The sequence below is a fragment of the Rhodoferax sp. genome (genome assembly GCF_030646845.1).
Lineage (GTDB): Bacteria > Pseudomonadota > Gammaproteobacteria > Burkholderiales > Burkholderiaceae_C > Rhodoferax.
In genome coordinates this window covers 34390-47181 of sequence record NZ_JAUSLE010000058.1, presented here as the reverse complement: position 1 = coordinate 47181, position 12792 = coordinate 34390, and the positions used below count along the sequence as shown (strand labels likewise).

The following is a 12792-nucleotide window of genomic DNA, read 5'->3' as shown; positions in this document are numbered from 1 at the left end:
CATGATCCGCTGGTTTTTCGTCATCCTGCTTGCCTTGATGCTGATCAACGGCCTCACGCCCTTGCTGCATAAACTGGGGTTTGGCAAGCTGCCCGGTGACTTCTCCTTCCGCCTGTTTGGCCGTGACTGGTTCATTCCGCTGACCACCACGATCTTGTTGAGCCTGCTGGCCAGCTTCGTGGCCAAGGTGATCTAGGCTGCATGGGCGGTTTTGGAGGCAATGCCAGGCTTGAAGCCTGCCGGTTCGGCCTCCATCTACTTGGTTGATTGATTCGTTAAAAGGTATTTTGATGACTGATTCTCTGCACATTGTCTGTCCGCATTGCCACACGACGAACCGCGTGCGCGGCGATGACCTGGCCAACGCGCCCGATTGCGGCAGCTGTCACAAGCCGCTGTTTGTGGCGCATTCGCTGGCCCTGGATGAGAGCAATTTTGACCGGCACATCAACCGCAGCCAGATTCCGGTGCTGGTGGACTTCTGGGCGCCGTGGTGTGGTCCGTGTCGCCAGATGGCGCCGGCGTTTGAACAGGCGGCGGCGCAGCTGGAGCCGCGTTTCAGGCTCGTCAAGGTCGATACCGAAGCGTCCCAATCCTTGGGCGCCCGATTCAATATTCGCAGCATTCCCACGCTGGCGCTGTTTGCCAACGGGCGCGAAGTCGCGCGCCAGGCCGGCGCCATGGGGGCGGCCGACATCGTCCGCTGGGCGCAATCACAACGCGCCTGAAGGCCGTCCTGGGTCCAGCCCGCTTGCATCAGCAATCAGTGACAGCACGCATGAACAAGCCTTTCCAGTCTGACGGATTTCGACTTCCTGAAGGCGCCGCGCCAGTCGCCTGCGTTGACGTTGGTGGCACCAAGGTGGCGGTCAGCATCGCCGACGCCCGGGGGGTGCGAGGGCGTGTGGCTGAACCGACTGCCAAAGTGGGTGCCAACGATGCGCTGGCGCAGCAGATCATCCGGCTGGTGGGGCAAAGCTGCCAGGCCGCCGGTGTGGCGATTGCCGATCTTTCGGCGGTGGGCGTGGCCTCCTGCGGCCCGTTTGTCATGAATGCCGGCTGCGTGGAGTTGGCCGCACCCAATATCTGCGGCGGTCTGGCGGGCCAGGCGCGCGGCCTGCCCAACGAATGGCAGACCGCTTTGCTGGAGGCGCCCTTGCGTCAGGTTTTCGCCAGGGTGCGGGTGGAGAACGACGGCATCGGCGCACTGGAGGCCGAGCGCCGCTGGGGCGCCCTCCAGATCAACGGCCAGCCCCTGGCCAACTGCGCTTACCTGACCTGGAGCACCGGCATTGGCGTGGGTCTGTGCGTGGACGGGCATGTGCTGCGCGGCAAGAACGGCAATGCCGGCCACGCCGGTCATCTCTTTGTGAGTGACAACGAAGACGCCCTGTGCGGTTGCGGCAATGTTGGCGACGTGGAAGGTCTGGCCGCCGGTAACGCGATCCCCCGGCGTTTTGGACATCTGGGCTACACGGATGCTGCCACGCTTTTCATCGCTGCCAATGCAGGTGATGCAAGGGCTGCGGCCATCATTGATGACTTGTGCCGGGTGATTGGTCGTACCCTGTACAACCTGATCGTGACGCTCGACCTGCAGCGCATCAGTATCGGGGGCAGCGTGTTCTGGCATCACCGCGCGATGCTGTTGCCAAAGCTGCAGACCCACATCAGCGGCCGACTGGCGGCTTTGACCGACGGCTGCGAACTGGTGCCGGCCGGCCTGGGTGAACGGGTGGGTGACTTCGGCGCGTTGGCACTGGTGGCTTGAGGTCCGCACCGGTAGGGGCCGGGGCCACTGGTTCAACGGCCAGACCGGCCTTTGCTTGCCATGAAGGCCTCAAAGTCCGGCGCCGGGATGGGGCGCGAGAACAGGTAGCCCTGCGCGTAGTCGCAGCCCGCAGCGACCAGCAGGTCGCGCTGCAGCGGGGTCTCAACGCCCTCGGCAATCACCTTGATGCCCAATGCATGGGCCATGACGATGATGGCTTTGCACAGGGCCAGGTCGGTAGAGTCGGCAATCAGGTGGCGCACGAAGGACTGGTCGATCTTGATGAAATCGATGTCAAATTTCTGCAGGTAGGACAGCGACGAATAGCCGGTGCCGAAGTCGTCCAGTGACACCTGAATGCCGGCGTCGCGCAGTTCCAGCAGCTGGTCGGCCACACTGGAGCTGGTGTCCAGCAGCAGCCCTTCGGTGATTTCCACCACAATGCTCTCGCCCGGCAAGCCCATCGCCTGCAGTTGTCGGTCCCACGGTGCGTGGCTGCCGCCACGTTCGTGAAACTGCACCGGTGACTTGTTGACGCTGATCTGGAAATCGCAGTCCAGCGCGGCCCGCCACGCCTTCACCTGGTGGGCCGCCTGCTGGAACACCCAGTCCCCAATGTCCACGATGAGGCCACTGGCTTCTGCGATCGGGATGAAGTCGGCCGGACTGACCAGCCCGCGCGTGGGGTGATGCCAGCGAATCAGCGCTTCCGCCTTGTGAACGGCCCCGGTGGCGAGTTCGACAATGGGCTGGTAAACCACCCTGAACTGCTGATGGATCAGCCCGCCGCGCAAGTCATTCGCCAGGCGCACGCGCATCTGGGCCGCCTCCTGCAGTGCCGGCGTGAAAAAGCTGAATCGATTCCGTCCGGCGCCTTTTGCCACATAGAGTGCCTGGTCCGCGTTCTTGAACAGACCTTCAATTTCCGTGGCATCCAGCGGGTACATCGTGATGCCGATGCTGGCGGAGACAAAAACCCGCTCGTCACCCAGTTCGAACACGGCCTCCAGTGCCTGCAGGATTTTTTGCAGGATGCTCTCGATGCTGGCGGCGTCGGTCACCTCGGTCAGGATGACGGTGAACTCATCGCCGCCCATGCGGGCCACGGTGTCGGACGCTCGCACGCAGTCCCGGATGCGGCGGGCGGCTTCAATCAGCAGCAGGTCGCCGGTGTCGTGGCCGAGCGTGTCGTTGACTTCCTTGAAATGGTCGAGGTCAATGAACAGGCAGGCGAGCTGCAGTCCGTCGCGCCGGCTCTTCTTGATTTCCTGTTCCAGCCGGTCGCGCAGCATGTTGCGGTTGGGCAGGCCGGTGAGCGCGTCGAAATGGGCTTGTTGCCAGACCAGCGCCTCTGACCTTTTTCGATCGGTGATGTCGGTGTGGGTGCCGATCATGCGCAATGGGCGGCCTTGTGCATCGCGGCTGATGACCATGCCCCGGGCTAACACCCATTTCCAGTTGCCGTCCCGGCAGCGCACGCGGTGCTCGTTGATGTAGGTGGGCGTGAGGCCGTCAAAATGGGCCTGCCGGTCCTTGTGCATGTTCGCCACGTCTTCGGGGTGGGTGCGAGCGTCGAGTTCGGATGCGAGATCGGGCATTTCGTGCTCGCCGAAGCCATACATCTCCTTCAGGCGCCGGGAGAAGAACTCCTCGCCGGTCTGGACATACCAGTCCCACACGCCATCGCCGGTACTCTCCAGCGCCAGCTTCCAGCGCTCCTCGTTCTCCCGCAAGGCGGCCTCATTCTGCTTGCGTTCGGTGATGTCCTGCAACACGGCGGTTCGCCGCACCGGCTTGCCCTGTTCCCATGTTGTTGTGCCCATGGAGTGGACCCATATGCGCCGCCCCCGGGCCGTGACCATTTCCAGTTCGAGATCATGCCCCTCGGGTTGATCGATGCCGTCCCCATAGGACGCCTTGATCAGCGCGCGCGCCTGCGGCGTAAAAAACTGGCTCGCCGTGGCCGTTGTCGGTGTGTATTGCTCCGCCGATGTTTCGAGCAGGCGATAAATACCGGCGGTCCAGAAAATCCGGTCATTGGCAATGTCAGCATCCCAGCCGCCCACACGGGCAATGGCTTGCGTGGCATCGAGCAACAGGTTCAACTGCTTGCGGGCCGTTTCGGCCTGAACATAGTCCGTCACATCCGCAAAGGTGCGCACCATGCTGCCATCGGGCAGGATCTGGGTCTTGACCTCCAGGGTACGACCCGCCGGCGTCAGCCGCAAATAGTGGCTGGGCAGCACCCCCGGAGTCCCCTGCGCCACGCTCATCACGTAGCTGCGCGTCTTGGGGTCCATCAGTTGCGCGTCGGGACCGAAATCGCCCCGTTCCAGCTGGTAAATCGTCATCTCCTGCGTGGTGGGGTGGTTCGCCAGGAAACTCTCCGGCATATCCAGCAACTCGCAGACCCTGGGGTTGAAGGTGCTGACCCGTCCAGTGGCATCGAGCATGAAGATCCCCTGGCTGATGCTGGCCAGTGTGGTTTGCATCAGACCGGTCTGCTCAATCAGTCGCAGGTTGAGCTCGCGCAGCGTCTCCTCAGTCTGCTTGCGCTCGGTGATATCGGTATGGGTGCCGATCATGCGTAGGGGCCGACCTCTGGCATCGCGGCTGACCACCATGCCGCGGGTGAGAATCCACTTCCAGGAGCCGTCCTTGCAGCGCAGGCGCAGGTCAGCCGAATAGGCCGGTGCGCGGCCCTCCATGTAGGCTGTGGCTGCGGCCTGCACACGGGCAATGTCATCGGGGTGGACCCGGTCGGTGAACTCGTGATAACCCGTGCCGACCTCATGCTCCGCATAGCCGAGCATTTCTTTCCATTGCCTGGAGTGCGTCTGCTCACCGGTGACCACGTTCCAGTCCCAGACGCCTTCGCCCGAACTCTCCAGCGCCAGCTTCCAGGGGTTGTCGCTGTCGTCCTGCTCCTGCTCAGGCGGGTACAAACCCGACGGACTGCATTGTGTAGCCTGGGAGACTTGACTGTCAGAAGGTGGGGTCAGTTCTTCTTTCACGCTTGAATAGAGAAAATGAGAGTGACGGAGAAAGTGTCAACAGACACTGCTCCACGCGCAGTATCCCATGACTCGTGTCGCCGCTAACGCCAGGTTTGGCGTGGAGAATCCCTCCATTCGTCGGCGGCATGGCGCAGTGATTGCAAGGCCCGGCATGACTACAGACTGGCACGCACCGCCTCCACTCGGGCGATGTGAATGAGTTTCCCAATGTTTTTGCCACTGGCCCCCGTCGCAATTGCCCGTTCAGCTATCAAATGTGTAGCGACACCCTGGGCAGCAGACAACGCGGCCAGCAGTCGCGGGCCTTGTGGGTAGGCTGCCTCGGTCAGCCCCAGGCGCCCACGCGCATCGCACTCGCAGGCCAGCAGCACCTCACCGAAGCGCTGCGGCTTGCGAAAAGCGTCGCAGCGTTCCAGCAGGCGCACTGTGGCTGCCGGGCCCAGCTCGCCACTGCGGTGAATGTTGCCATGCTCGCGCGCCACCACGTCGGCCAATTCCCGGCATTCGGTCGGTATGCGCAGGCGTTCGCAAACCCCCTTGAGCAGGCGGGCACTGCGTTCTTCATGCCCGAGGTGGCGTGGCAGCAGGTGCACGGGTGTCGTGCCTTTGCCCAGATCATGGAACAGGCAGGCCAGACGCACGGGCAGGGAGGCCTGCAGCCGGGCACACATGTCCAGCACCATCATCAGGTGGATGCCGGTGTCGATCTCCGGGTGGTATTCGGCCCGCTGCGGCACCCCCCACAGCTGGTTGACCTCGGGCAGCAGGTGCGCCAGCGCCCCACATTCACGCAGCACCCCGAACATGCGCGACGGCGTGTCCTCCATCAGCCCTCTGGCCAGCTCCTGCCAGACACGCTCGGCCACCAGGTGGTCCACCTCGCCCGAGTGCACCATGTCGCGCATCAGCGCCATGGTTTCGGGTGCCACCGTGAAGTCACGGAAGCGCGCTGCCAGCCGGGCCACGCGCAGGATGCGCACCGGGTCTTCGCGAAAGGCGGTCGTGACATGCCGGAACACCTTGCACGCCAGATCCTGCCGCCCGCCCCAGGGGTCAACAATTCCCTCGTCTTCAGAGTCAAATGTGCCATCAGCCCTTATGGAATCTGCCTGAATAGCTATTGAATTGATAGTAATGTCGCGGCGCGCCAGGTCTTCGTCCAGCGTCACATCGGGCGCGGCGTGGACGTGAAAGCCGTGGTAGCCGGGGGCGGTCTTGCGCTCGGTGCGGGCCAGTGCGTACTCTTCACGGGTCTTGGGGTGCAAGAAGACGGGGAAGTCCTTGCCGACCGGGAGAAAGCCCTGCGTCGTCAGGGTGTCTGGCGTGGCACCCACCACCACCCAGTCGCGGTCTTTCACTGGCAAACCCAGCAGGGCATCCCGTACCGCGCCACCCACCAGGTAGATTTGCATGTCAGTGTTGTGGGTCGGTGGGAGCAAGGCGGTAAGGCTCTTCGAAATCGAGAAAGTCTCTTTCTGCCACAGCGTCGTCCATCCACGCCTTGACGCCCGGCAGCGCGCACACCCGTGCCACGTATTCGGCGATCGATGGTGGCACCGGCAGGGCATAGGTTTTCAGGCGCATGCACACCGGGGCAAAGTAGGCGTCGGCGATCGAGAAGCTGCCAAACAGCAGCGGGCCACCATGCTCGCTGAGCATGCCTTGCCACATGGCCACCAGGCGTGCCACATCGGTGCGCACCCCGGGTTTGTCGCGCCAGATCAGGGCGCCAGTGTCGGCCAGTGATACTTCAATGTTCATCGGGCAGTTGCCACGCAGATGCGTGAATCCGGCATGCATGTCGGCGCAGACGCTGCGGGCGCGCGCCCGTGCGGCCCGGTCACGCGGCCAGAGTTGTTTGTCCGGAAACAACTCGGCCACATATTCCGCAATCGCCAGCGTGTCCCACACCACCAGGTCGCCGTCCACCAGCACCGGCACCTTGCCGGTGGGTGTCAGGGCATTGACGGTGTTTTTGAAAGCGGAACCCGCCTCGAACGAGTCAAAACGGACCTTGACTTCTTCAAACGGGATGTCCGCCTGCCTGAGCAGCACCCAGGGGCGCATCGACCAGGACGAATAGTTCTTGTTGCCAATCACGAGCTTGAGCATGGGGGGTCTCCAAAATGTCCATGCTAGCGCAACGGGTCAGTCGCGCGGATCGCTTCCCGGCCTCGTCAAGGCAAATCGCTGGTTGTCTCGGGTGTGTTCACATCCCGGGGCCCCACCGTTCCGAGCCGGCTTTTGAGCGACTGCGGCTGGCCGGAGATCAGCGCGGCATAGCTGGTGGTGTTGGACAGGACTTTCTTCACGTAGTCGCGCGTTTCCGTAAACGGCACGTTCTCGGCCCAGATGGCGGCCTCCAGCACCGGCCCGCCAGTCTGGCCGCGCCAACTCTTGGAGCGGCTGGGGCCGGCGTTGTAGGCGGCGGCGGCCATCGGCATGGAACCGGCGAAGTCATCCAGCACCAGCTTGAGGTAACCCGTGCCAATGGCAATATTGGTGTCGCGGTCGGTGATCTGGTGCGGTTTGAAGTCAACCAGGCCGATCTTCTTGGCGGTCCAGCGGGCGGTTGGCGGCATGACCTGCATCAGGCCAGAGGCGCCCACGCCAGAGCGGGCATCCATGATGAAGCGGCTCTCCTGGCGGATCAGGCCATACACATAGGCCGGGTCGAGGCCGATCTGTCTGGCGCGTTGAAGCACCGCGTCCTTGTGGGGCATGGGAAAGCGCTGCTCGAAGTCGATCATGGCTTTCGTCCGGTCACTGGTGTTGATGCAGCGGTCCCACACCTCGCGCTGGCAGGCCAGATCGGCCGCGGCCAGCAGTTCGCGGTCGTTCATGCCGCCGCGCTGATGCAGGTTGGTGCTGTAGTTCCACTCGCGCACGCCGTCACTGCGCAAGCCGATTTGAATGGCGTACAGGGCGCGTTTGAGGCCGGCATTCAGGCGGGCCGCGTCCTTTTCTTCGGTGGTGAGGGGCGCTGGCCGCGCTGGCGCGGTGATGCGCTGGCCGAGTTCCTCCAGCGCCAGTTGCTCGTAAAAGCCCTGCACGCCGGCCATGCCTTCCAGCAGACGGGTGGCTTCGGCACGGTCGGTCTCGGTCCTGGCCAGTTTCAACAGGGCGCGCGCCCGCCAATAAATCCAGGTGGCCTCCTTGCGCTGGCCTTCGCTCATGGCGGCGATGGCGGTTGACACCTGCTCCCAGTTGCCGGCTCGAAGCGCGGCGCGAACCTTCCAGGCCAGATGGTCGTCCTGCATGAACTGGTCCTGCCCATTCAGAAAGTAGGCCAGTGCGCCACCTGACAGGCGCATCGCGGCCTTCTTGCCAATCACCCCCCACACCCAACTGCGCTCTTCCTGGGTGAGCTGGGTCTTCCAGCGGAGTTTGTCGATCTCAACGGCCGCCGCCTCAGGGTCACTGACCGCCAGGCGAACCATCGCCAGCGTGACCATCTCTTTGGTGCGGGGGCGTAAGGCCAGCAGCTTGCCGTCCAGGTAGCGCGCGGGATTGGCGTAGATGGCACTGGCCGTGGCGGCCCAGTCGGCGTTGAGCAGGCCAAGGGACTGGCTGACAACGCGCTGGCGATCGTTTTCCATGCCCAGGCGGGCCCGCACCCAGGCGGTATGGGGTTTGAGCTTGCCGGCCTTGATTTGCTGCTCTGCTGCCGCAGCACAGCCGTCGTCCGCGTCACGCTGCGCCAGCCACAAAGCCTCGACCTGGCGCGCCACATCGAGTTCGCGCGAGTTGAAGTCCGTCAGCAGGGCGTAGCAGCGCACGGAACGGTCGTCATTCATGCGGTAGTTGGGGTGCTCGGCCATGAAGGTGCCCCACTCCTTGTTTTGCCCGAGTTGAAGCAGCCAGTCGTTTCGCAGGCGATCTTCCTGGTAGGTGCCGGCGAAACGGCTCAGGAATTCCTGAATCTCGCCTGGGGATGCCGTATCGAGCCGGGCACGCAGTTCCCAGTAGGCGCCCCATGGCTCCAGCGCGTGGCCGCGCACCTGGGGCAACAGGGCTGTGAGCCGCCTGGCATCCCCTTTTTTGAAGGCCTGATTCATCTCCAGAATCGCCTCGTCCGCCTGGGCTACGACGGTCCCTCTGGACTGGGCGAAGGCGGGGATGGAAGCTGACAAGGCAAGGCACCCGGCGAGCGCAATCGATGTCAAAATGGTAGGTAACTGCATGTGGGGATTATGGATAACTCTGATAACTCTAATGAAAAAAAAGCACTTGAAAAGAAGGCTCTACGCAAGCTTCTGATCGAACAACGGCTGAACCTGCCGGACCGACTACAACGCGCCGATCTGTTACAGCGTGTCATGCGGATCTGGCTGGTCGGGCGCCCCGATGCCGTCATTGGCGCCTATTGGCCGATCAAGGGTGAGTTTGATCCGTTACCCGCCCTGCACCGCTGGAAAGAAGATGGCGAACTGCTCGATCAACCCCAGCCCAGGCGAATTGGATTGCCCGTGGTGGACAAAGTTCACAAAACCATGACTTTTCACGCCTGGTACCCAGGTTGCCCGATGGAAGAAGACGCCTATGGCATCCCCAAGCCCAAGGACACCGAGGTGATCGTGCCCACGCTGCTGTTTGTGGCGTGCGTGGGTTATGCCCCCGGCGGCTATCGCCTGGGCTATGGCGGTGGCTTTTATGACCGCATGCTGGCGACCCTGGAGCCCCGCCCGCTCACGGTCGGGTTGGGGTTTTCGTCGGGTTTTCTGCCGGACTTCGAGCCGGAACCGCATGACCTGCCGCTGGACGCGATCCTGAACGACAACGGCGTCGTCTGGCCGGTGTAGTTAACGTTGTCTTTTTAGAGAGGTTCGCCGATGGCTTGGCGCGTCAGCGCGGCCTGGCCGGTCAGCCAGTCGCAAAAGGCCCGGATCTCGGGTCGCGCGGCACTGCGGGGCCCGACGATCAGCCAGTAGGCCATGGGTGAGTCCAGGCGCATGCCGGGCAACACCTCAACCAGATCCCCCGACGCCAGACTGTCGGCCACCAGCGGCATGCGCGTCAATGCCACGCCTTGCCCCGTCAGGGCGGCTTGCGCGATCTGGTGGGCGTAGTTGAAGTACAGCCAGCGCTTCGGCTCCAGTTTCTTGAATTCGTGCGCATCCAGCCAGCGCCGCCAGGTGAGCCACTCCAGATGTTGCGTGCGGTGCGCGTCGCTGGCTTCTATCAGGGCGAAATGCGCCAGGTCTTCGCCGCGCTTCAGGGCGTGCCCGCTTTTGAGCAGCCAGGGACTGGCCACGGGGGTGAGCTGTTCACCGAACAGGCGCACGGCGGTGGCGGGCACGTGGCCTGGTGTGGTGTAGCGAAGCGCCAGGTCGATGTCGGTGGTGTCCAGATCGACTGGAACATCGGTGGCGTCAATGCGGATGTCGATGTCAGGGTGTTCACTCTGGAAGGCCTCCAGCCGCGGGATGAGCCACATGGAGGCAAACGAGGCCCAGGTGCTGATGGCCACGCTTTTGCGTCCTGCCGAACGCCGGATCAGCCGCACCGCGCTGTCCATGCGCTCCAGCGAAGGCAGCACGGCCCGCAGCAGCTGCGCGCCAGCACTGGTGAGCTCGACCGCGCGGGTGTGGCGCAGGAACAGGCCCACACCCACTTCCTCTTCCAGACTCTGAATCTGGCGGCTCACGGCGCTTTGCGTCAGCGACAGGTCTTCTGCCGCAGCCCGAAAGTTCAGGTGCCGCGCCACCGCTTCAAAGGCCCGCAGCTGGCCTACCGAGATGGGCCGGGTACGCAGATGATTCTCGGAATGTTGCATGGGGCGTGATCCCTGGGGGTCGATTCATCAATTGATGCTTAAACGGAATGAATAGCTTATCCCGAATTCATTGGACGAACAAGCGGTTTGTGCCGATTATTGAGTGCCAAATCGCACCAATGGAGTCCGTCATGGTCACGAAGAATTTTCTGGAATTGCATCAACCGGCCCGCGGCATCACCTTGTCGGGCTACTGGGAACTGGCGCCGGGGCGGGCCATCAGCCTGCAACCCCGCGAGGCAGGCGCGCTGCGCATCGCCCAGGGGCAGGTGTGGGCCACGGTTGACGGTCCGCACCAGGGGCACGGCAACGAGCTGGGGGACCACTTTTTGCAGAGCGGTCAGCGGTTGGATGTGCGCACCGGGCAACACCTGGTTTTTGAGCCCTGGCCTCTGGTAAGCGAGACGCCGGTCTACTTTGGGTGGACGCCGCACCCCTCGGCCGTCGCGGTCTCCGACTCCCGATGGCAGCTGGCAGTCATCCACCCACTGCACGACCTGGGGTTGGCTTTGTCAATGGCTGGCGGTGCGCTGGTGCGACTGGTCACGGGGCTGGCCGGTTATGGCGAGTATCTCGTTGCCGGCCGCGGTCGGGTCCTGCCGAAGCTGGAAGCTAACCAGCCTTGATTCCAGTCTTGATCCCCGCCTTGGGTCGGCTCGGGGATTTGGGTTTCACCGGGCGTTTCGCGGCGGGCTTGGCCTGGCGCGCTTTCAGTGCCGCCTCCAGCGCCAGTCGGGCCCAGGGAGCCATCAGTTGCGGTGACTCCATCGCGTCGTCGGGTGCACTGTAGTAGTTCATGCTCATCGTTTTGCCTTTTGCCAGGTAGACGAAACGTTCGCAGCCGGCGGCCTCGAACAGCGGGCGCGATGCCTCATCGGCCTTGAGCCAGAGCTTCTCGCCACCGCCCAGGTCGGCCAGAAGCGCCAACGTCAAACCGTTGGTGCTGATCCCGTAACCGCCAAACATGCGGCGCGCCACGCAGGGACCGGCCCCGATCAGCAAATCGCAGCAGTAACGGGCAAATTCGTTGGGCGGAGCAGCCATGGTGGAATCCTAGCATTCCACCATTCGTAATTCATTACGTTTAGTTAAACTGGCAGCCTGAATGGAGAACCCAATGACAAGCATCACCCCCACCAAAGCGTTTGCATCACAAGCCGACCTCGCCGACAAAAAGATCACGTTTGAGCAGCTCAGCCCCCATTGCTGGGCCTATACCGCTGAGGGCGATCCCAATTCGGGCGTGATCATCGGTGACACATTCATCATGGTCAGCGATGCCACTGCCACGCCCGCCATGGCGCAAGACCTGATTGCCAGAATTCGCACGATTAGCAGCAAGCCCATCAAATATGTGCTTCTCACCCACTACCATGCCGTGCGCGTGCTCGGAGCCAGCGCCTACATTGCCGAAGGTGCTACTGAAGTCATAGCAAGCCAGGGCACGCTGGAGCTCATCATCGAGCGCGGCGCGCAGGACATGCAAAGCGAGATGGAACGTTTTCCGCGCCTGTTCCGCGGTGCTGATTCAGTGCCGGGGCTGACCTGGCCGACGCTGGTGATCGGTGGCGGCAACCCGGTGAAAGGTGAAGTCCCGGGCAAGCTCACGCTGGACCTGGGCGGCGTCAAGGTGCAAGTCTGGCATCCGGGCCCCGGCCACACCCGTGGCGACACCATTGCCTGGGTCGAGGAAGAAAAAGTGCTGTTCTCAGGCGATCTGGTGGAGTACGAGGCCGGTGTTTACACGGGTGACGCACAGCTTGAGGAGTGGCCGGCCACACTGGAGGCCTTGCGCGCGCTCAAGGCCGAGGCGATCGTACCGGGCCGTGGCGAAGCCATGAAGGGTGCTGCCAATGTGAACAAGGCGCTGGACTACACCCAGCGCTGGGTTGAAACCCTGTTCCGCTGTGGCAAGGAGGCTGCGGCCCAGGGCCTGGACCTCAAGGCGGCGATGGACCACACGCGCAAAAGCATGGACCCCATTTTTGGCCATGTCTTCATCTACGAACACTGCCTGCCGTTTGACGTGAGCCGTGCTTATGACGAAGCCAGCGGCATCAAGAACCCGCGCATCTGGACGGCCGAGCGCGACAAGGAAATGTGGGCGGCGCTGCAGGCTTGAAACCCGGATTGTTTCAAGAAGGTCTACAACAACGTCAAATATTCCTCGTGAAATGATTGTTGTTGGCGGCTTGTTTTGTGGCCATCCCATCTCCGCACTTGACGGT

At 63.0% G+C, this 12792-nt stretch carries 12 protein-coding genes; 6 read left to right on the top strand and 6 right to left on the bottom strand.

Going from position 1 to position 12792, the window contains the following annotated elements; translation table 11 throughout:
* The first annotated feature begins 1 nt into the window (after position 1).
* The 3 genes from Q7T10_RS13980 to Q7T10_RS13970 all read left to right on the top strand — a co-directional run bounded on the left by Q7T10_RS13980 (position 2) and on the right by Q7T10_RS13970 (position 1771).
* Complete coding sequence (locus Q7T10_RS13980) at positions 2-196, top strand: DUF2905 family protein (RefSeq protein WP_304749302.1); 195 nt, start codon at positions 2-4, stop codon at positions 194-196.
* A gap of 94 nt (positions 197-290) precedes the next feature.
* Positions 291-728 carry a thioredoxin TrxC gene (gene trxC / locus Q7T10_RS13975; RefSeq protein WP_304749300.1) on the top strand — a complete coding sequence of 146 codons (438 nt, stop codon included), beginning with the start codon at positions 291-293 and terminating at the stop codon, positions 726-728.
* 50 nt (positions 729-778) lie between these two features.
* A complete protein-coding gene (locus tag Q7T10_RS13970; protein ID WP_304749299.1) occupies positions 779-1771 on the top strand; it encodes an ROK family protein in 993 nt (330 codons plus the stop codon).
* 32 nt (positions 1772-1803) lie between these two features.
* Here the strand turns inward: Q7T10_RS13970 and Q7T10_RS13965 are convergent, their stop codons facing one another.
* The 4 genes from Q7T10_RS13965 to Q7T10_RS13950 form a co-directional block, all read right to left on the bottom strand.
* Entirely contained in the window at positions 1804-4785 is a 2982-nt protein-coding gene (locus tag Q7T10_RS13965; RefSeq protein ID WP_304749298.1) for an EAL domain-containing protein, read from the bottom strand.
* 158 nt (positions 4786-4943) lie between these two features.
* On the bottom strand, positions 4944-6200 hold the full coding sequence (locus Q7T10_RS13960; RefSeq protein ID WP_304749296.1) for a multifunctional CCA addition/repair protein: 1257 nt from the start codon (positions 6198-6200) through the stop codon (positions 4944-4946).
* A 1-nt stretch (position 6201) separates the two neighbouring features.
* Positions 6202-6900 (bottom strand): glutathione S-transferase family protein, encoded by a 699-nt coding sequence (locus Q7T10_RS13955; protein WP_304749295.1) that lies wholly within the window; start codon positions 6898-6900, stop codon positions 6202-6204.
* 65 nt (positions 6901-6965) lie between these two features.
* Positions 6966-8972 carry a lytic transglycosylase domain-containing protein gene (locus tag Q7T10_RS13950; protein WP_304749292.1) on the bottom strand — a complete coding sequence of 669 codons (2007 nt, stop codon included), beginning with the start codon at positions 8970-8972 and terminating at the stop codon, positions 6966-6968.
* 9 nt (positions 8973-8981) lie between these two features.
* On the opposite strand from Q7T10_RS13950, the gene Q7T10_RS13945 reads away from it, so the two are divergent.
* Positions 8982-9590 (top strand): 5-formyltetrahydrofolate cyclo-ligase, encoded by a 609-nt coding sequence (locus Q7T10_RS13945; protein WP_304749291.1) that lies wholly within the window; start codon positions 8982-8984, stop codon positions 9588-9590.
* Between the two features lie 14 nt (positions 9591-9604).
* Here Q7T10_RS13945 and Q7T10_RS13940 read toward each other — a convergent pair whose 3' ends face one another.
* A complete protein-coding gene (locus tag Q7T10_RS13940; RefSeq protein ID WP_304749289.1) occupies positions 9605-10564 on the bottom strand; it encodes a LysR substrate-binding domain-containing protein in 960 nt (319 codons plus the stop codon).
* 131 nt (positions 10565-10695) lie between these two features.
* Here Q7T10_RS13940 and Q7T10_RS13935 point away from each other — a divergent pair, with 131 nt between their 5' ends.
* A complete protein-coding gene (locus Q7T10_RS13935) occupies positions 10696-11190 on the top strand; it encodes a DUF2917 domain-containing protein (protein ID WP_304749287.1) in 495 nt (164 codons plus the stop codon).
* Here the strand turns inward: Q7T10_RS13935 and Q7T10_RS13930 are convergent.
* The gene (locus Q7T10_RS13930; RefSeq protein WP_304749284.1) at positions 11177-11608 is read right to left on the bottom strand and encodes a TfoX/Sxy family protein; all 432 of its coding nucleotides are present in this window, start codon (positions 11606-11608) and stop codon (positions 11177-11179) included. The two genes, Q7T10_RS13935 and Q7T10_RS13930, sit on opposite strands and share 14 nt — an antisense overlap.
* A 73-nt stretch (positions 11609-11681) precedes the next feature.
* Between Q7T10_RS13930 and Q7T10_RS13925 the strand changes: the two genes are divergently transcribed.
* Positions 11682-12686: an MBL fold metallo-hydrolase gene (locus tag Q7T10_RS13925; RefSeq protein ID WP_304749282.1), complete on the top strand. Its 1005-nt coding sequence runs from the start codon at positions 11682-11684 to the stop codon at positions 12684-12686.
* Positions 12687-12792: the final 106 nt, after the last annotated feature.